Annotated in this window: 15 protein-coding genes and 1 tRNA gene; 11 read left to right on the top strand and 5 right to left on the bottom strand. The window is 40.1% G+C overall.

All coding sequences use genetic code 11. The features are described 5' to 3' along the window. Nucleotides 1–82: 82 nt before the first annotated feature. The gene (locus tag AO498_RS13565) at nucleotides 83–1,228 is read right to left on the bottom strand and encodes a glycosyltransferase (RefSeq protein WP_082792241.1); all 1,146 of its coding nucleotides are present in this window, start codon (nucleotides 1,226–1,228) and stop codon (nucleotides 83–85) included. A gap of 1,401 nt (nucleotides 1,229–2,629) precedes the next feature. On the opposite strand from AO498_RS13565, the gene AO498_RS13555 reads away from it, so the two are divergent. From AO498_RS13555 to AO498_RS13545, 3 genes are read left to right on the top strand one after another with little or no spacing between them, the layout of a single operon-like run. Beyond that, nucleotides 2,630–3,616, top strand: coding sequence for a polysaccharide deacetylase family protein (locus AO498_RS13555; RefSeq protein WP_067548712.1), 987 nt, complete (start codon nucleotides 2,630–2,632; stop codon nucleotides 3,614–3,616). A 28-nt stretch (nucleotides 3,617–3,644) separates the two neighbouring features. Further along, a complete protein-coding gene (locus AO498_RS13550) occupies nucleotides 3,645–5,159 on the top strand; it encodes a hypothetical protein (RefSeq protein WP_067548709.1) in 1,515 nt (504 codons plus the stop codon). Continuing rightward, nucleotides 5,156–6,718: a hypothetical protein gene (locus AO498_RS13545; protein ID WP_067548706.1), complete on the top strand. Its 1,563-nt coding sequence runs from the start codon at nucleotides 5,156–5,158 to the stop codon at nucleotides 6,716–6,718. Before AO498_RS13550 ends, AO498_RS13545 begins: the two co-directional genes overlap by 4 nt. Nucleotides 6,719–6,736: 18 nt before the next feature. Here AO498_RS13545 and AO498_RS13540 read toward each other — a convergent pair whose 3' ends face one another. Then, on the bottom strand, nucleotides 6,737–7,660 hold the full coding sequence (locus AO498_RS13540; protein WP_067548703.1) for a GNAT family N-acetyltransferase: 924 nt from the start codon (nucleotides 7,658–7,660) through the stop codon (nucleotides 6,737–6,739). Nucleotides 7,661–7,793: 133 nt separating this feature from the next. Between AO498_RS13540 and AO498_RS13535 the strand changes: the two genes are divergently transcribed. From AO498_RS13535 to AO498_RS13510, 5 genes are all read left to right on the top strand, one after another. Beyond that, nucleotides 7,794–8,621, top strand: a complete 828-nt coding sequence (locus AO498_RS13535; RefSeq protein WP_067548700.1) for a polysaccharide biosynthesis/export family protein — start codon at nucleotides 7,794–7,796, stop codon at nucleotides 8,619–8,621. A 1-nt stretch (nucleotide 8,622) separates the two neighbouring features. After that, entirely contained in the window at nucleotides 8,623–11,085 is a 2,463-nt protein-coding gene (locus AO498_RS13530) for a GumC family protein (RefSeq protein WP_067548697.1), read from the top strand. Nucleotides 11,086–11,093: 8 nt separating this feature from the next. After that, nucleotides 11,094–11,819: a 3-deoxy-manno-octulosonate cytidylyltransferase gene (gene kdsB / locus AO498_RS13525; RefSeq protein ID WP_067548694.1), complete on the top strand. Its 726-nt coding sequence runs from the start codon at nucleotides 11,094–11,096 to the stop codon at nucleotides 11,817–11,819. 1,408 nt (nucleotides 11,820–13,227) lie between these two features. Beyond that, complete coding sequence (locus AO498_RS13515) at nucleotides 13,228–13,962, top strand: glycosyltransferase (RefSeq protein ID WP_067548688.1); 735 nt, start codon at nucleotides 13,228–13,230, stop codon at nucleotides 13,960–13,962. Continuing rightward, nucleotides 13,959–16,208 carry a lipid-A-disaccharide synthase N-terminal domain-containing protein gene (locus tag AO498_RS13510; protein ID WP_067548685.1) on the top strand — a complete coding sequence of 750 codons (2,250 nt, stop codon included), beginning with the start codon at nucleotides 13,959–13,961 and terminating at the stop codon, nucleotides 16,206–16,208. Before AO498_RS13515 ends, AO498_RS13510 begins: the two co-directional genes overlap by 4 nt. 55 nt (nucleotides 16,209–16,263) lie before the next feature. On the opposite strand, the gene AO498_RS13505 is transcribed toward AO498_RS13510, so the two are convergent. Continuing rightward, on the bottom strand, nucleotides 16,264–16,491 hold the full coding sequence (locus AO498_RS13505) for a DUF3820 family protein (RefSeq protein ID WP_067548682.1): 228 nt from the start codon (nucleotides 16,489–16,491) through the stop codon (nucleotides 16,264–16,266). Between the two features lie 312 nt (nucleotides 16,492–16,803). Between AO498_RS13505 and AO498_RS13500 the strand changes: the two genes are divergently transcribed. The 3 genes from AO498_RS13500 to AO498_RS13490 all read left to right on the top strand — a co-directional run bounded on the left by AO498_RS13500 (nucleotide 16,804) and on the right by AO498_RS13490 (nucleotide 19,450). After that, nucleotides 16,804–17,643, top strand: a complete 840-nt coding sequence (locus AO498_RS13500; RefSeq protein WP_067548679.1) for an alpha/beta hydrolase — start codon at nucleotides 16,804–16,806, stop codon at nucleotides 17,641–17,643. 183 nt (nucleotides 17,644–17,826) lie between these two features. Continuing rightward, nucleotides 17,827–18,267, top strand: a complete 441-nt coding sequence (locus tag AO498_RS13495) for a hypothetical protein (RefSeq protein WP_067548676.1) — start codon at nucleotides 17,827–17,829, stop codon at nucleotides 18,265–18,267. A 589-nt stretch (nucleotides 18,268–18,856) separates the two neighbouring features. Then, the gene (locus AO498_RS13490) at nucleotides 18,857–19,450 is read left to right on the top strand and encodes a hypothetical protein (protein ID WP_067548673.1); all 594 of its coding nucleotides are present in this window, start codon (nucleotides 18,857–18,859) and stop codon (nucleotides 19,448–19,450) included. Between the two features lie 94 nt (nucleotides 19,451–19,544). Here the strand turns inward: AO498_RS13490 and AO498_RS13485 are convergent. Continuing rightward, nucleotides 19,545–19,618: transfer RNA gene (locus AO498_RS13485), tRNA-Pro, on the bottom strand. Between the two features lie 441 nt (nucleotides 19,619–20,059). Next, nucleotides 20,060–20,434, bottom strand: coding sequence for a DUF4174 domain-containing protein (locus tag AO498_RS13480; protein ID WP_067548670.1), 375 nt, complete (start codon nucleotides 20,432–20,434; stop codon nucleotides 20,060–20,062). Nucleotides 20,435–20,460 lie beyond the last annotated feature (26 nt).

Raw genomic sequence — 20,460 nt, 5'->3', positions numbered from 1 at the left:
AAAGAGCGAACCTCGAATTGGGAATGATTTGAAATTCGGATTAAGGACTACGAATCAAAACAACCTTTAAAAAAACTTCCCTTTACTTCAACACTCTTCGATAAATATCTTCCAATTCACTAACCATACGAATCATGGAAAAATTCTGAATGACCCGCTGCCGAGCCTCATTCCCTAAATTTTGATGCAATTCCAAATCATTGCAAAGTTTAACACAGTATTCCTCCAATTCCTCCCATTGATCCACTTCTGAAAGAAATCCCTGTATGCCATGTTGGATTACTTCGCCTATTCCACCTGCTCTTGTGGCAACTACGGGGATTTTACAGGACATGGCTTCCAGCATGGCAATGGGTAGCCCCTCAAATTCGGAAGTGCTCAGGTAAATGTCCATGCAACTCAGATAGGGGATCACTTCCTTTTGAACTCCCACCAAATGGAAATGAGCTCCAAATCCAGATTCCTGAATTTGTTTTTCAATCCGTCCTCTCCATTCCCCATCCCCAACCAATAAAAAATGGGTTTCCGGTTTTTGTTTTATAATTCGAAGTGCTAGCTCAACCCAAAGCCATAATCTTTTTTGCGAGCGGAAAACAGCAACTTTCCCTATCACAGGAGCATTCTTTGGAATGGAAAGCTTCTTTTTCAGAGCGGTTACTTGATCTGAGTTTTGTTCTAATCTCGTAAATGCCGTTGTATTGACTCCATTTTGAACCACCTTTATTTTAAGCCTGCCCCCTTTTCGATACGGATCCCAAGGGGCATTTAATTGCATGGATAACGCAACCTCGTTGGAAACGGCAATTGCCACATCCTGCTGCTTAAAGGTAAGTCTGTTGCCCCAGTAGGAAACCTTATTGTATCGGTCCCAAGTGTTATGTTCGGTGTAGACAATGGGGATTTGAAGATTTTTACCGACAAATCGAGCGAGGATACCAGCCCAGGGCAAATGGGCGTGAATCAAATCAAACTGATGCTGAATAATAAACTCCCGAACTTTTTTGACTTGGAAAAATAAACCCAGGTTACTGGAAGGGATTAAGTGAACTTGAATGTCGGCATCGATTAATTCATCGACGATGTTTTGTTCCTGATGGTAAAAGTAAAGGCAATGAAATTCGAATTTTTCTTGATCATGGACCAAGGCCGTCTCTGGAATCAGTTTTTCCGCGCCGCCTCGACCAAGGCTTTTGATGAGATGAAGTACTTTAATTCGTTTTTCTGCCAAGAGAATTTGTGGTTAGGCCTCGCAAAAATGTGGATTTTTTTTGGAGTTCATCAAAGGAAGTGATCGGTAAGGCGATTTTGGCTTTTGAGTCAGGTGATTTAGGGTTTGTTTTTTCGCTCCTTCGCTCCTCGAGATCTCGCTCCTCGAGATTTGCAATCTCGAGGTAATATCCTCGGATTTGCAATCCGGATTCATTGAACCATGAATTTAAAAATTGATAATTGTCTATGCCTATCCATTGCGCTGGGATTGAGTTTTGTTTTCCAAATTGAAATATTAGCCCAGCGCATATCCATATTTTTCACATCATTTTCCCAGCGTTAAAACGCTGGGCTACCCATATCTGACCCCGATGGGGTAAAATTGAAAAGCGAACATTTATTTTCAATTTGAAAGTGGATTTAGATCGTGAAGGATGTGGCCCTAGAATACAGACGGTTTTTGGAGGCAGGCTAGAGAAGTGAAGAATTCAGAATTAAATACTTTGATCACCTTCGTTGATTATTTAGGCGCGTGGGGAAGATTCAAAAGCGGGCCAGTGCCCGGCCATGTGCGGTAGGAGCATTTTTGAATCTTGATTTTTTGGGTACTTTTTTATCAAGAAAAAAGTACCAAAGAGAGGGAACTATGGAAGTTCCTTTGACGGGTTGATCTTACGAATGACTTGAATAAAATTTAATAATCAACCAATTTTTCCATTGCGCTGGGATTGAGTTTTGTTTTCCAAATTGAAATAATAGCCCAGCGCTTTTCATTTCGCATATTTATTTAACCCAGCGTTAAAGCGCTGGGCTACCTATATATGACCCCGATGGGGTCATTGTTAGAATCAACTATCGGGTAACGTTGTGCCCAAAAAAGAGAGCGATCATCAAAATTATAGTCAATTGTGATTGGGGGGGTGAAGGATGTGGCCCTAGAAGACAGGCGGTTTTTGGTGTTAGGGGTGAGGGGTAAAGAATTCAGAAATAAATACAATTGAGCACCTTCGTTCATAATTTGGGCGCGTGGGGAAGATTCAAAAGCGGGCCAGCGACCGGCCGTGTGCGGTAGGAGCATTTTTGAATCTTGATTTTTTGGGTACTTTTTTATCAAGAAAAAAGTGCCATAGAAAGAAGGGAATAGAGGATTCTCTGACGGGTTAATCTTGAGAATGGACTGAATAAAAAAATTACAATCAATCTTTTCCATTTCACTGGGATTGACTCTTGCTTTTCAACTGGAATTATTTGCCCAGCGCGCATTATTCCGCATACCTATTTGACCCAGCGTTAAAACGCTGGGCTATCCATATCTGACCCCGATGGGGTCCGAAAAGACAGCACATCACGCTAAGCCAAACCCAACCCAATTTCTAAAACCAAAAAATCCCCCTATTTTTATCCATACGCTTTTTGCTCCGTGAAAAACAGTACTCTGATTATTAGCTTGGACTTCGAACTCCTTTGGGGGATTTTTGATAAGGTGGGTACGACCTACCGTCCTGATTATTTTTCCAATACCCGAAAAGTCATTCCTCAGATGCTGGAAAGTTTTGCCAAGCATGAAATTGCCGTAACCTGGGCTACGGTTGGGATGCTGTTTGCTGAAAATGAAGAGGAATGGAAGTATTACTCTCCTGAATACAAGCCTTCCTATCGGAATCGTAATTTGTCTGCTTATGAATGGGCCAAACAGCATGGAATCAAACCTGAAGTTCATTTTGCTCCAGATCTGATTCGCCAGATAGTGGACACTCCAGGACAAGAGCTTGGATCCCATACCTATGCGCATTACTATACCTTGATGCGGGGCCAAAGTCCTGAGCAGTTTCGGCAGGACATTCAAGCTACCCAGCGAATCGCAGAAGATAAATTTGAAACACGCTTAAAATCACTTGTATTTCCCAGAAACCATATCAATGAACTCTATTTAGGAATTTGTTTGGAGGAAGGCTATGAAGTGGTTCGTGGAAATCCTAAAAATTGGTTTTGGCAGGAAACCCAGCATGAAGATTTGGGAAAAAAAATCATCCGATCAGCAGACTGTTTTTTTGAAGTGGGTGAGCGAAGTACCTTTTTTCTTGAAGAGTTGAAAGCGTATCCCAACGAACCCTTAATCCTTCCTGCCTCTCGAATATTGAGGCCTTTTAGCCCAAAAGGATTAGGAATTATGAATCGACTCCGATTAAATCGGATCAAACAGGAGATGGAAGCAGCTGCCCGAAATGGAGAATCCTATCACCTGTGGTGGCACCCCCATAACTTTGGAAATGATCCCCAAAGCTCCATGAAGGAATTGTTGGAAGTCTTGGAGCATTTCCAATCTCTCCGTGATAGGTTTGGGATGCAAAGTCTTTCCATGGGCCAAGTAGGGGAATTAATTGGGGTACCTAGTCTAACTACCTAATTCAAAATTTCTCCATTTGATCCCCTCCATGAAATCGATTATCGGCACTAGCAAGGTTGACCATTTGATTTTGCTTGCTGGTTTATTGATATCAGTTTTTCTGGTGGTACTTGGGATCAATCGGGGCTTTGATATTTCAGATGAGGGCTTGTATGCATTGTTTGCAGATCCGAATCAGGAGAACAGCTATGGTCTGACTTATTATGATCTATTTTTTAAATTGTTTTATCAGCTTTTTCAGATTAGATTCTCAGTGATTGAGTTGAGATTGATTCGGCTAATCTCAGTAATTCTTGGAGCTTGGTTTATTGCCTCTTGGGCAAAGAAGAGGAATCCACAATTTAGCGGACTAGAGTGGTATTTGATTTCTGCATTAGGCTTGTTTATTAGTTATAGTTTTTTGCCCCAAACCCTTTCCTATAATTCGCTTGCCCTATTCTTCGTCTCGGCTTGGCTTTATTCTTTGGATGAAAAGTCAAATATCCTAAAGTCCTTAAAATTGGGGTTGCTTTTGGCGCTCCTTCTGTATGTCAAAGCTACTGTTGCTTTGGGTTTAGGTTTGGTTACTATGGGCTTGATTCTTTATGAAAGTAAGGTCTCTTGGAGTACTTGGAAGCAAGGGATTGGCCTAGTAATTCCTTTTTTGGCTTTAGAAACCTTGTTTCAGTTCTTTTTAAACGACTCCTTTTTTGCTCGATTTGAACAGTCTTGGAATGGGCCGATTTCTCGCACGGATCATGATTTAGCCCTCTTACTTAAAATCAATTTGGTGGGTTGGTTTTGGGTGCTTTTACTGTTTATCCCTTGGTTGTTGGTTGGGCAATTTACAAAGCCAATCCTATGGGGAATTGCACTCGTAAGTTCATTGGTGGTGGCATGGTTGACGCATATTACTGATGAATGGAATCATCTTGTTTTAGTGTTTATTATCTCGGTTTTGGGGTATGTTTTTGGAAGGTTTAGAGAAAGAGTGACGACGCATCATCTACTCTTAGTTGCTTTGCCATTTATTCTCCATTTGGGGAGTAATGTTTATTTTTTTCGATTAGGAATATTTTTTTCATGCTTCTGGATTTTGGCAATTTTTGGGATTAGTAATCGAAATTTTACTCCATTTAATCTTACAATTTTTACTTCTACTGCCGTATTCTGCGTGTTTTTGGGGGTTTGGTGGAAACCTTTTGGGCTAGAGGAGCCTCTATGGCAAAGTAATTCGGTCTATCGGGTACCCAATAATTCAATCATTCTATTAGATGAAGAATTGCTTGGATGTTTAAGCGAAATGCCCTCTTATTTGAATAATGATAGCCAGTTTTTGAGTATCTATAGGAATCCTGGAATTTCTTTCTTGCTTGGGAAAAGTATTCCAATTTCTCCAGGATTTTGGGATAAGGCATCTTTGATGGATTCTTGGAATTTGGATTATAAACCTTCTCTTCTGATATATCAACCTATCGATAGTTTACCAGATTCTTGGCATTATTCGGATACCTTAGGTTCTTGGACTATCCGTAATCAAACCCAATACCTTCTTTCAAAATGAGTACTGTTCGAACATGGAATTTGGGAGTAGGACTCTTACTGGGACTGTCTTGGTTTTTGCCTTGGAGGTATCAAACCAATGATGATTTCATGATGCAATGGTTGGTCTCAGGAAGATATACTGGGGACTTTGAATATTTTGCTGTGTTCTTGCATCCCTTGATCTCATGGGTTTTTTCCAAACTTTTTATCCTTCAGCCTTTATTCAATTGGTATGCAGCAACATGGTTTTTGTTCAATTTTATTGGATTTTCAAGTTTAAATAGCTCACTGGATAAGCTTGATTTAAGCTCAGACATAAAGCTGATGTTGCGTACCTTTTTTCTGATCTGCACGCTGCATTTTTCTTTCTTTCTGCAATTTACACTAGTCGCTGGATGGCTTGCTTTTGCGGGCTTTATGCGCTTTGCGGTGATGTTTTTTCATTCGAAGGGTCAAAAAAAGGAGGAATGGGTAGGTGTTTTTTTGGTAGGGTTATCCTTACTCATCCGATGGGAGGCAAGCCTACTGCTTGGCCTAAGTTTTTTGGGAGCACTTTGTGTGAGTAGAAAGTTTGAGTTTATTAAAATGCTTTCTACCAAACCATTTCTTTTTATTGCTTTGATGGGGGTGGTTTTTATTGGAACACAACTCTATCATCAAAGCCATTCTGAATTTTCAGATTACATCCATTTTAACCGTTTGAGAGCTTCGGTAATTGATCATCCGGTCATGCGGGAAAAAATGCGTCTTGGAGAATTCGATGACTCATCGCCTTACTACTTTTTTTCCCAATGGATTGCAGCTGAAGGGGAGCTAGAGGAACAGGATTTAATTCAATTAAAAGAAAACCTAGACCAAATCCGATTTGAATTACCAAGGCTCAAGTTGATCCTTGAAACGACTTTCATAACTCTTTTTTCTGAAAAATTTAATTCAGGTTTACTGATTTGGCTAGCAATTGTTGGAATGGGGATTTTAAGACCTAAAAAACGTTTCCAAGTTTTACTGCTTGGGATTTCTTCCCTTTTGGCACTCAGTATTTTTCTAACCCTTCCTATGAGGGTCTTATTCCTTTGTTTTTTGCCTCTTTTGTATTTCTTTTTTTTGGAGGATAAGCCTAGTATTCGAAGTGCAAACTATTACCGATTATCCACGGGGATATTGCTGGGATTCTTTTTGATTCATGCGGTACAGTTCATCAAAGGTGGATTGGAAGATCAAGAGAAGGAAAAAGAACTTCTGAGTATTCTTGAAAATAGCGAACAGGGCCAACTTCAATTTTTAGAATGGGTCACTCTAGAAAATTACCAGTCCTTGTATTTAAGGGATTCTTCCCATGATGTTTTTTTTATGGGATGGGTTGCCCGAAGTCCATTTCAACAAAAGATATTACAGCGAAATCAAGTCCCAAGTCTTAAAGAAATTGGAGCGTTTAAAGTGATCTCCTACCTTGATGAACCTGATCCTCAAATCGCAAATTTCATGAATCGGATTTCCGAGGATGCCTTTGAACTTACAAAAACTGAATCTCTTCAATTTTTTGAAGTTTCCTATTTCCGCCGAAAAGGAGGATTGTAGGACCAAAAGTGGGTAAGTCTAAAAAAGCTCCAAATCTCCTAAACTCCACTTCCAATTTTCATGTAAACCCGTAAATGATTCGTTTACTTTTTTTAGGGTAAGGAGAGGGCCAAGTTTGAGAGAGGGCAAAAATCCTAAGCCTTTTGAATATGTGGTGGAAAGTCCGGAAAGTGTTGTTAACGCTGCTCCGGATTTTTGAATTTCTTCCTTTACTCGGTTTAAAAAATTAACTTTTTGCTCAGGGGAAGAAATGGTAGAATCAATCCAATCACAAATTCTAAATTCCTTACCCCAAGCATGGGATTTGATTCGATAAATCAAGAGTTGATCCTTGAAATCGGTAACAAAATGATACTTGAAAATGGGGCAATCTCGAAACCTCCAATTGAAGTATCCTGGTTGCCAAAGGGTTGATCTTCCTTCTTGGGGAGCTGTACTCTCCAAGAAATTAAGTTGGCTTTGGATAGCTTCCCAATCGCTTCTTTCTGCAACCGGATGACTGGATGGGAATTGAAGTTTAATATGGATCGGAAGCTTCCCATATTTTTCCCAGCCCATTTTTAGATAACCGGGAGTGCTTTGTTTGTTGGGGGAATTAAACACCAAATCCAAACCTTCAGATTTTAATTCATCCAAAAGATTTAAAGTGAGCGATTTGAATAATCCTTTTCCTTGGTGCAAAGGAGAAACCGCCGTATCTACCGCTCTTACGGCATGGATTTCTTTTCCATTTTCAACAAACTTCCACCGCATAAAAGCTCTTACCCCTATGATTTGATGATCGCTTTCTGCAATTAAAACCGGGGAGGGGCCAAAAGGATTTGCCAGATGTTTCCAAGTCCAAAGTGATTCTGATTTTGGGATAAGCCCTTCACCTAAGCTATTACGAAGGAGATCCACGATCGCAGGGATATCATCAGGCTTGGAGAAACGGAATTTCATAGGATGAATTATTGGCTAAGGTAGAAAATAGCCATGCGAAAAGGGAAGTTTAGCAATCAGTTTTTTAGAGCCAATTGCAAATTCCAAGGATAGGAAATTTGTCTATATTTGATCCAAGAGACCCTTGGACTGAATGAAAAAAATCGTTTTTTATCTATTTCTGATCATTTCTTTACCTTCTTGCATCAGCAATAAGCGAATTACTTATCTCCAAAATCTTTCGGATAGCACAGCGTACAAGTTGGATGAATTTATTCCATTTGCAGATGTGGATTACAAATACGTTCTCCAGCCGTTTGATATTGTGCAGATCGATTTTGCCAGTTCAGATCCTGAATTGGTGGAAGGGTTTTCATTCCAGCGTTCTCAGCAAATGGGGGGAATTGGTTTTGGAGGAGGAGTAGGTGGTGGTGGAGGAGGTAGTGATCCTCTGTATATGAACGGGTTTTCGATTGATGAGGAAGGTTATGTGGAAGTTCCCAAACTGGGTAAAATCAAAATCGGTGGCTTGACAGAAGATCAGGCCAAAGATTTGGTTCAAGAAAAAATCAATATCTTTTTTAAAGAGGAAGTATATGTAAGGTTGCGGATGGCAGGAATTCGATATACCACCTTGGGAGAGTTTAATTCCGTTGGCGTCAAAATCATCTATAAAAACAGGGCGACTATTTTTGATGCCTTGGCAACAGCCGGCGAAACCTCACTTTTGGCAAAACGGGAAAAGTTGTTTTTAATTCGTCAATATGGGGATGGAGTAAAAATTCATCAGATTAATTTAAATGACAGAGCCTTATTAGCGAGTCCATTTTACTTTATTCAGCCGAATGATATACTTTACCTCGAGCCGATGAAAATTAGACAGGTTGGAACTGCCGATAATCTTACTTCGTCCTTGGCTTTGTTTGGAGGTATATTTGCATCAGTACTTTTAATCGTAAATTTGGTAACAGGGGGAATTTAATATGGAGAAGCTGGATTTAAGTCAGCTAGATAACGAAGAAAAAGCGCTCGAAATACGGTACGTCGTTGCCAAGTACATTCGATATTGGCCGTGGTATGTGTTGTTTATTTTTCTTTTTGTTACAGCCACGTTTCTATTTCACAGATATACCGTAGACGAGTATGAGGTGAATGGGTCTTTGGTGATTAAGACCAATAGTTCTCCAGAAGCTCGGATCCTGGACCGTTCCAATATTTTTAATTCCGGTATTAATCTAGAGAATGACATCCTTCGCCTCCGTTCGAAAAACATGGCTAGGGAGGCATTAAAAAAACTTCACTTTGATGTCGAGTATTATGCCAAGACCAACATCAAGGATATTGAATTGTATGATCGATCTCCCATTCGATTCGAGGTAGACTGGAATCACCTCCAGGTGACAGACACTCCGGTAGAACTCGAAATTCTTTCGGAAGAAAATTTTAGATTAACTCAAGCTGATTTGAGCATTTTGGATGTCAATTCTGCTCAGGCATCGAGTGATGAATCTATTTTAAATAAGACCTACAACTTCGGTCAAGAGATTGAAACTGCACGATCTAAATTCACCGTCTTTTTGACTAATCCCGGGAGAACGGGTGATGTGATTTTGTTTAAGCTGGTCAATCCTACAGTTTTGGAGGAAAAGTTGGCTAAATCTGTTCAGGTCAGCATGGCCAATGAATATTCTTCGGTTTTAAAATTGACCACTACCACTAAAGTGGTAGAAAAAGGTAGAGATTACATCAATGCCTTGATGCAGACGTACATAGAGTATGACTTGAATGAGAAAAATAAGATTCAAGAAAATACCATTTCCTTTATCGAAGAGCAGCTCGGTTTTTTGGAAGATTCACTACGAGAAAAGGAACAGGAACTGCAGCGATTTAAGGTGGAAAACAAGATGCTCGATGTTTCTGCAGAGTTTTCCAATATTTTGGGGAAAATGAATTCCTTGGATGACCGAAGTGCAGAGTTGGATTACCAATTACAATATTTCGAAGAAATCAAGGCTTACATGGAGCGTAAGACCCGAGATTATTCGGATGTGATTGCGCCTTCTGTGATTGGTGTTCCAGATCCTTTGCTCAATGGATTAATTCAAACATTGGTTACACTTTCTCAGGATCGGAGAAAATTGTTGGCAACCGTGAATGAAAACCATCCAGAGGTGACCAAAATTGATGTTCAGATGGATAAGGTACAAGATGCCTTGTTTGAAAACGTTGTAAATCTCATTGACAATACCCAAAAACAAAAACAGCAAATTCTTCGGGAGATTGGAGGATATGATGCCGAATTTGCCACCTTGCCAGAGTCTGAGTCGAAGTACACTGCTATTTTCAGAGAGTTTAAGCTTCGGGAATCTTTATACACCTATTTGCTGGAGAAGCGGGCAGAGGCAGGTATCGCTAGAGCAGCTAACGTTTCGGATAATGCCATTTTGGATTTAGCTAAAAAAGGAACTTTAGTATTCCCCCTCAAACTTCAAAATTATGGATTGGCAATAGCTCTCGGCTTCTTGTTACCTTTTGGCTTTGTGGTTCTTAGAGATATTTTTGATGATAGTATCAAGGACCAACGAGACTTGAAAAAACATTTCATGATTCCACAATTGGGGGTCATTGGATACAGCAGCAAAGACACCAACAAAGTGGTTTTGGAGCATCCCAAATCTGCTGTAGCTGAATCTTTTAGATCGCTCAGATCAGCGCTTACTTACCTCGCCTCTGGTAAAAACACCAAAAAAATCCTGGTTACCTCTTCAGTTTCTGGGGAAGGAAAAACGTTTACTTCCCTCAATCTAGCCTCGGCGATGGCTTTGGGCTCGAAAAAAACGGTGGTCGTCGGAGCGGATTTGAGACGTCCAAAATTGGCTTCTTATTTTAACCACACGGAGAAAGTTGGACTTTCTACTTATTTGATCGGGAAAATCTCAGCAGAAGAAATTGTAATTCCTTCCCAGCATGAAAACTTGTTTTTTGTGCCTTCTGGTGTGATTCCTCCTAACCCTGCTGAATTGCTTCAAACTCCCAAATTATTGGAGTTTCTAAAGTATCTGGAGGATCATTTTGATATCGTGATTTTCGATACTCCTCCAATGGGCTTGGTATCAGAAACGATTGATTTGATGCGACTCTTTGATATTAACCTGTATGTAGTCCGCCAGAATTATACCATCAAGGATCACTTAGTCATGATTAATGACTTGTTTAATAACAAGCAGGTTAGAAATGTCTATGGGGTATTCAATGGAATTATCAATTCCGGATACCACTATGAAGGTTACAATTACGGCTATGGCAATACCTATTTGTACTCCCAGAATAATAAGTACATGTACAATTATTACGGGGACGACCTCGAGCAAAAAAAGAAGAAAATCAAGAAGTCGCAGAAATTTGATTTGATCAAATCAATTCGAAAATTGTTTAGAACCCGATAAATCAATTCATGAAAACCGCCGCCCTGATTCCTGCTCGTTATGCCTCGACTCGACTTCCTGCCAAATTGGTTCAGGACCTGGGAGGGATTTCGGTTATTCAGCGAACCTATATCAGCACTTTAGCCACAGGTGTTTTTGATGAAGTTTGGGTGGTCACGGACCATGAGTTGATTCGGGAACAAATCCTAGATTTGGGAGGCAAGGTTTATTTTAGCGCTAAAAACCATCAAAGCGGTTCGGATAGAATAGCTGAAGCCTTGGAAGTAGTCGATGCGGATTTGATTGTTAATGTGCAGGGAGACGAGCCGTTTCAAGATCCTCATTCTCTTTCCGAATTAGTAAGAGCCTTTGATCGTCCAAAGGTTAAAATGGCTAGTTTGATGTGCCGTATTTCTGAGGATGAATCCTATAATCCGAATGCAGTCAAGGTGGTTGTGGATGAACATTCCAATGCCATTTATTTTTCACGCTCACCGATTCCATTTAATCGGGAAAAAGCCCGTGATGTGTTCTATTGGAAACATATTGGAGTTTATGCCTATACGAGGGAATTGCTGGCTGAATTTACCACCTGGCCGAAGGGTTATTTGGAGGAGGTAGAAATGTTGGAGCAACTCCGTCTGATTGAACGTGGAGTTAAAATCAAGATGGTAGAAACCACCCATCAAGCTATAGCGATCGATACTCAGGAGGATTTGGATCGAGCTCGAAATTTTTTGAAAAGTATCTTATAAGTTCGATGTCGAAGTTTTAGAGATGGAAATACATCGGTTTTTTTGATCCTTTCCCTCCTCGACAATTCCAGGGTTTAGGTATTGTATTCGGATTTGCAATTCACATTTTTTGAACCTTGAATTTGGAAATAGATTATTTTCTATTGCGCTGGGATTGACTCTTTTTTCCAAATTAAATAATTAGCCCAGCGCCTATCATATTGCATTTTTTTGTGACCCAGCGTTGAAACGCTGGGCTACCCAAATATGACCCCGATGGGGTCATTGTTAGAATCAATTATCGCGTAATGTTGTGATCAAAAAAACAGAGCGATCATCAGAGATTAAAGCTATTGTAATTTAAATCGTGAAGGATGTGGCCCTAGAAGACAGGCGATTTTTGGAGGCTGGGGAGAGGCGTTAAGAATTCAGAGAAACATCAGAATTAATTACATTGAGCACCTTCGTTAATTATTTGGGCGCGTGGGGAAGATTCAAAAGCGGGCCAGCGTCCGGCCTTGTGCGGTAGGAGCATTTTTGAATCTTGATTTTTTGGGTACTTTTTTATCAAGAAAAAAGTACCAAAGAGAGGGAACGATGGAAGTTCCATTGACGGGTTGATCTTTATAATGGCCTGAATAAAAATTTATAATCAACCCATCTTTTCCATTGCGCTGGGATTGAGATTTGGTTTTCAAATTGAAATATTATCCCAGCGCCTATCATATTGCATTTTTCTGTGACCCAGCGTTGAAACGCTGGGCTACCCAAATATGACCCCGATGGGGTTATTGTTAGAATCAATTATCGGGTAACGTTGTGCCCAAAAAAGAGAGCGATCATCAGGGATTAATGCTATTGAAATTCAAATTGTGAAGGATGTGGCTCTTGAAGACAGGCGGTTTTTAGACTTGGGCCAGGCTGTAGGGAAGGTGCATGAAGAATTTAGGAAAACATCAGATTTTAATTCAATTGAGCTTTTTCGTTAATTATTTAGGCGCGTGGGGAAGATTCAAAAGCGGGCCAGCGACCTGCCTTGTGCGGTGGGAGCTTTTTTGAATCTTGATTTTTTGGGTACTTTTTTATCAAAGCCTGCCCCGATTTTTTCGGGGAAAAAAGTACCAGAGAAAAAAGGCTAAAAAGTTCCTCTGACAGGTAAATAGTGGAGAAACCATTTCTTTAAAATATGAACAAACCTTCCATTCCATTACGGTGGGATTAACCCTTCATATTTTTTAACCGGAATTACCAGATTTACCTCTACCAATTAGACCCTGAAAAAGTCCTTTTTCAAAACTTCCAAAAGTCTCTTATTCCATTTACCATTTTTACCAAAACTCAAATTCATCTCCCACTTAAGAAAAATTTAAGCCTCATATCTGGTAATCCTAAGATATAAATACAAAATTTGCCCTCTTATTCCTGCATTATGGCTGATTTGGTAATTATTATTCCTGTGTTTAACGAGGAAGAGGGAATCGATCGACTGCCTTCCGCATTCGAAACCTACTTTTCAAAAACCAAATTAAACGTAGAGGTGCTTTTGGTAGATGATGGAAGTACAGATTCCAGTCTTTCCAAAATCAAGGCGCTTTGTATGCAGCATGCTGCTTTTCGTTTTTTAGCCCTAAGCGAAAATAGAGGATTAAGCACAGCTCTGAAAGCAGGAATCGATCACTCCAATTCCACTTGGGTAGGATATATGGATGCTGATTTGCAAACCAATCCTGAAGATTTTTTGAAGTTGGAAAATCACATGCATAGCCATGATTTGGTAACTGGATACCGAATGGGCAGAAAGGATAATCTTACCAAGAAATTAACCTCTTCATTTGCCAATGGATTTCGTAATTGGTTGCTGAAGGATGGAGTTCGGGATTCGGGTTGTCCGCTTAAATTGATGCGAACAGAGGTGGCGAAGAGCTTACCTTTCTTCAAGGGAATGCATCGTTTTATTCCTGCATTGGTTAAAATCACTGGAGGAAGCTTAATTGAAGTTCCAATTCAGCATTTTCCAAGAGTCACAGGTTACAGTAAGTTTAGCTTTCGAAATCGGTTTTGGGGTCCAATTGCCGATACCTTAGCCGTTCGATGGATGGCATCCAGAATGATTCAATATCGCATCAAAAACGCATCGAATTTGAATTCCAACCTCGGGAAATGAACGAAAATCTACTTTTAGGTCTGGGTTTTTTGGCGCAAGGCATGTTCTCTGCCCGGTTTTTGATCCAATTGATTAAAAGTGAAAAGTCGGGGAAAGTAGAAAATCCGGTTATTTTTTGGCAACTCAGCTTATTTGCTTCATTTCTTTTGATGGTCTATGGGACTTTTAGAAATGACTTGGTCATTGTAGGAGGACAGCTTTTGGGGTATTTGGTGTATATCCGAAATCTTCAGCTTCAAGGAGCCTGGTCTCAATTTCCAAAATGGCTTCAAGGAGTTTTCTGGCTCCTTCCGCCCACGTTTTTTATTTACCTATTTGTCTTTCACGGTCCGGATTTGATGTCCATGCTCCGAGCCGATCAGATGAGTGGATTTTTATTGACTTGGGGCACTCTTGGTCAAGCGGTATTTACCTCCCGATTTTTAATTCAATGGTATTCTTCAGAGCGTAAAAAGGAATCTTTCTTTCCTTTGTCCTTTTGGTGGATTTCCATTTTTGGGGCCTTAATGATTGCGAGCTATGCGATCATTCGAAAAGATGCAGTCTTATTTATAGGTCAGGCTTTTGGATTAGTGGTGTATGGGCGTAACCTATGGTTGCAAACTCACCGCAAACAAATGCAGCAGTTCCTTCTCGATCGTTTAGGAAAATATCGATTGCCGATTTTACTTTCCGTGATGGCCTTGGTTCTTTATTTCAATTTGGGAGCATGGTCGGTAACCGAATCGAGTGAAGCCCGTTATGCCGAGATTGGAAAGGAAATGTTGGAGACGGGAGATTGGATGCATCCCCGATTGATGGGAATTCACCATTATCATAAGCCACCAGTCACTTATTGGATTACTGCCATGGCCTATCAATGGCTGGGAGTAAGTCCTTTCGCAGCAAGGTTTTTTCTTCAATTGGCAGCACTGCTTCAAGTATTTTTGGTTTATCGAATCGCCCTGCTGTTAATAGGAGACGAGCGCAAAGCATTTCTTTCCTCCATGCTGTATGCTTCCATGCCTATTTTATTGATTGGGACCCGAGCATTAACCACCGATGTGTATTTGACGACTTTCGTATTGTCGGGATTGTATTTTTCACTTCTCTATCGAAAAACCTCCCAAGGCTGGGCACAGGTACTAAGCTTTTTGGCTTATGGATTCGGATTTTTGACCAAAGGACCTGTGGTTTGGATCGTTCCTGTTGTGGTTGATTTGGTGGATCGAATTCGGAATAAGCGAAGATTTTCTTTCACCTGGTCTTGGGGAGTAGGACTGATTTTGATGTTGGGAATTGGCTTAAGCTGGTTTGTATTCCTTTGGAAAGAAGACGCCCAGTTCCTGGATTATTTTGTTTTTCGGCATACCATTGAGCGATTCGCCACGGATACATTTAGCCGGAGTCAGCCATTTTGGTACTACTGGGCAATTCTCCTAGTTGCAGCTTTTCCATGGTTTATTTTGTTGGTGAAAGAATGGAAGAACGCATGGAAATTACCTGCTTCTCCATTGGCAATCGCTTGGGTTTGGGTGCTGATTCCAGTGTTGTTCTTTTCTCTTAGTTCGTCAAAACTCATTCTTTACATCCTTCCCGTTGTAGCTGGATTGGTGATAGGAGCAGTTTTGGCTTGGGAAAATTTGACTGAAAAACAACAGCGAACTTGGGAAAAGGCCCAATTTGGGCTTCATGTTCTACTTCTTGCCGCCTTTTTGGTAGCACCACTTGTAGAAGATCGATTGGTACTCAATGCCAAGTTTTGGTTTATCTGGGTGTTGACTTTGACCTTTTTGGTGACCCTATTTTTATCCGGAATCCGAGGAAAAGATCGGCCATTCCTTTCAGCCTTTGCCTTTTCAATGGGTTTATTGGCAATGTCAACCTACTTCTTCTCCCAAAATCCAGGCTTGACTAATGATACCCGAAGAGTGGCTGAATGGATAAATTCAAATGCGAAGCCAGGAGAGCGAATCATGATTTATGACAAGCGCTTGCCTTCCATTGATTTTCAAACGGATTTAGCGATTATTTCTATTTATGATGGGGATGAAAGCTTAAATCGTGAAACCCAGTTTGAATCGACCGAAGAATGGAAGTCTTACCTGATCAATCTCAAGCAAAATCCGGAATGGATTCAAAAATCCACCAATCAATCTGGGATTTGGCTTGCAAAGGCTAAAAAGAACATGCCAGAGCTTGATGCCGGAAAGCAGTGGGAATTGTTGGTCGAAATTGATGGATGGAAATTGATGCGAATCAGGTAAGCATTGAGAAATAAAATGGAGACCGGTTCAATTTGAGCGAATGACATTCAATTTTTTACGTTAGTGACCCATAGTTTCGCTTAAGATCAGCTAGAATTCCCTCCAAGCCATTCAATCTGATTTCATAAAGGGTGTGAAGCCACATACCTAATTTTCCTTCCGGGAATCCTTTTCCTTTCATCCAAACGAGGTATTCTTCTGGAATATCGCAAAGAAGCCTTCCCTTGTATTTGCCAAAAGGCATTCTTTGGGTCACGAGGTCTATCAGAATTTGCTTATCCATGATCAAAAGTAGGGAAATTAAAGATGTATCAAGTGGAGATAGTTTTTAAGATTCTACCATTAAATATTGGTGTATCAAAAAAGAAACCACATAGCCAAATAGTAACCATAAGTAATCAGGTTATGTCCAAAAAAAGCCTTGAATCTATTTGAACTATGATTTAAGCCAAAATCTAAGAATCTTAGAAAATAGAGATAGTCTGTCTCGTTTCCGAAGTCAAAAGCTATGTGCCTATGGGTTTTAATCAAGGAACAGACATTCGTGGCGAGAATTTCGAAATTCCGATTAACTTGATTTCTTCAATTTAAAGCTATGAATCACTTTGAAACTTCCTATACTTCCCATGACGGGCTGAATCTTTACCTCCAAGCTTGGATCCCAGAATCTTCAAAAGCCGGCTTATTATTGGTTCATGGACTTGGAGAGCATAGTGGGAGGTATGAGGGATTCGTTAAGCAAATGACTTCCTTGGGAATAGCCGTATTTACCTTTGATGGTCGCGGTCATGGCAAATCAGCACCAAAAGGTCCTACAGCCTATATGGATACGGCTGAGGATTATCTCAAAGACCTGCATGCGCTTTTTGGGAAGGTACAAAACTACCTTCCTGGAAAACCGGTATTCCTTTTTGGTCATAGCATGGGTGGAGGACTCGTGGCGGGATACGTGATCAAATACCGCCCAGAAGCGAAAGGAGTTCTTTTGAGTAGTCCTGCGATCAAAGAAGCGGAGGGCACTTCTCCAATTTTAATTGCAGTTTCAGGATTGATCAACCGATTATTTCCAAGATTGAAGGTGTTGAAACTCGATATTTCAGGGATTTCCAGAATTCAGGAGGAAGTCCAAAAATACCAGACAGATCCATTGGTGTATCAAGGAAACATTCCTGCCCGAACCGGATATGAACTCTATCAATTGATGCAAACCATTCAGCGGGAGGCAAGAGAATTTTCACTTTCAGTCCTGATTATTCACGGTGACGCAGATCGACTAACGAATCCGAATGGCTCTCGGGAATTTTATGAAAAAATATCTTCTGAGGATAAAACGCTGAAGATATTCCCGGGAGGATATCACGAGTTGTTAAACGATTTGGATCAGGAGAAAGCCTTAGCTGTTCTTTCCGATTGGGTTAGAGAGCGGATGGATTAGCGTTTTACATGTTGATTTGGATACTTTTTTAAGGTTTTAAATTCAGATAATGACCGCTAATCTCAAATCCACACTTGAAGGAGATTTGACTACTATGGAAGTATTCTTAAGAAGAAATTAAGAATTTATTTACCTGATTTCACGTACTTTTCGTTCATGGATTAACACCTTTTTATTCTTCCTATGGAAAAGAAATATAGGATTCAAATTTTCCCCAATCATGAGGTCATTGTAGTTCTTTTCAAAGGGACAGTGCAACTCAAGGATATGATTGACTATGTCGATGAATTGTATGCACATCGGGATTTTAATCAGGGCTTTTCCATTCTTTATGATTTCAGAGGAAGTTTTGCATTAGGCTATCGAATGGAGGTGTTTACTTTTATGGATAAGCTTAAGAAGCTAAGATCTGAATCCAGTAAACACAAGAAAATAGCAGCCCTAATCGACGGATTAAACCAGCGATTTTTGGGTAAAATCTTCCTCAAATTGGCGAAATCCATCAATTTGGATTTTGAAATGTTTGATTATCCTGAGCCCTGCGTTCAGTGGATTACCGAAAATCAAGAAAAGCAAAAAGTACTTCTTGGATTGATTGCTGATGCTAGAAAAGAGTTGGTATGATCGATTAGAATTGTTCTAAAAGATTTTTCTCAGTCGCTCAAGAACTAGGAAGATTAAGCACTAATCCGCTGAATAAAACGGTCCACATACGCCAGGAAAGAGTCCTCAAAAAGTAGGTTTGATCCCTATTCATTATTTTTTATAACCTGAAGGAAAGAGTAAAATCAAACTATTTCAATCTGATTTTCCACATTTTTACCACTAACCCAATGAATGAGGGTTTGAAGATCCATTTCACTCGCTGTTGACTGTCGTCCGTGGTCAGTGGACGAATATCCGCAACAATCGGAACCCGAAATTCACCTACTGGCAGAATTGCGGATATTCATATATTTAAAACTCTCACTTTTAATTTCTTTTTTCAAGACAAAATTTTATCCTGTTTCCCTTCGAGGTTAACTTAAACCTAAGAACCTAAAGTCATTTTAATTCCTGATTTTTAGGTATTTAAATAGGAAGTTAAACGGTGTTTTTTCTGAAACTTTCCCAAATAATATTCCGCGCAAGTAAATCCGTAATTCTGTCCATTTCGACCTGTTTTTTTTGAATTTCTGGTTATTTAATTTTCTATTCTAAAGCTTAAATAACTATGATCAAGAAAATTTTATCTGCCCAATTTTTAGTATTGGCCCTTTTCCTAGTACTCGCTCAAAACGCAAAAGCACAAGAGGAAAAATCCATTCCTAAGCTTCGATTTTTGATGAATGGAGCCTTAGAACTAGGTGGTGATGCCGTGGCAACCGTTGGGTTTACAAATGGGGACTCGCAAAGAGTAAATGCAGGTCAGGGAATTTCGGTGGGAGTAGGCGGGGAGTTGAGTCTATTCGCTCATGAACAGTTCCGGATTCGAGGAACTGTAGGGATTAAATATGTGACTACTGCCGCTGATAATGCCCATATTCGATTGACTCGAATCCCATTGATTTTAACTGGAAACTGGGTGATTAAGGATCATTGGCGAGTAGGGGCTGGGATCGTTAGTCATCAGGCCATTCGATTTAATTCTGGAGGCCTAGGAAATGATTTTTCATTGACAAGTCCAGCAGGTCCTGTATTTGAAGTTGCATATAAAGGAATAGGTCTTTCTTATACGGTCCTGACCTACACCGATGAACTCAATGGGACTTATAATGCGAATGCCATTGGTCTGACATTTTCGGGCGTGTTGCCGAAGCGGAATTAATTAAGGAAGAGTTCAAGGAAAGGATAAACAATTAATTTCTCCTTGATCTAAAACCAAAAAACCAACGCATTATGTGTTGGTTTTTTGGTTTTTGTCGGGGTGACAGGATTTGAACCTGCGACCACTTGCACCCCATGCAAGTACGCTACCGGGCTGCGCCACACCCCGAATTGGTTCCGAAATTATGATTTTCTTTCCGTTTTGAGAACAGTTTTAAATTCCTTTTTTGGCCAGCCAATAAGCAAAACCCTAACAATCAATTAGGAATTTTTGTCCTCGCTTTGACCTCTTTTAGAAAAAAATATGGGTTGGCTGGGCGCATCGCAACAATGCTTACAAACTGATGCTGCAGGATTAGTTGGTTTGACGCGATTGAGAGCTTCGTGACAATTGTTGAATGGCCCCAAATAATCCCGGTCTATAGCGTCAGGTATATGTGGACACTCACGTTCGTGAATTTCGAAAATTCCGTTTCCGTTTGGTTTGGAAGATAGATAAAAGAATTTCATAGCCTTTATAGAATCGGCTTAAAGATATTAAGCAAAAAAAGGCAAAAACATACCTAGCGCTAGGTATTTTTCGGGGGTTTTTGATCAAAATTTGGTGATCTCATCCATTTCTTGACCGCTCCAGCCTTCTCATCGGCATGGAGTCGATGATCTTTTTCAAAGTTTCAAAATCGGGATCTTCAACTCCGACGGCTTTTTTACCACCATCTAACCCAATCAATATCCATCGTTCTTTTTTTTCAATCAGTGATAAAAAGGAGGCTTCATCAATGCGTTTGGGATAAATTGTTTTTTCGAGTTTTCCCTCACTAAACCAAAATAAAGCGAGCTTCCGTTCTTCGATTTCTGCTTTCAGCGTTTCCTCAAAAAGTTTAGGTTCATTTCTTCCTTGAATTATTAAAATCCGATACTTCCAAACCAAGTCTTTTGGTTTTTGAGGGGTTTCTTGAAAACTAACCAGAAGTAAAAAGAGCATCCAAATCATAAAGAATTAACTCTTTT

The sequence above is a fragment of the Algoriphagus sanaruensis genome (assembly GCF_001593605.1).
Lineage (GTDB): Bacteria > Bacteroidota > Bacteroidia > Cytophagales > Cyclobacteriaceae > Algoriphagus > Algoriphagus sanaruensis.
This window is presented reverse-complemented; position numbering and strand designations above follow the sequence as displayed.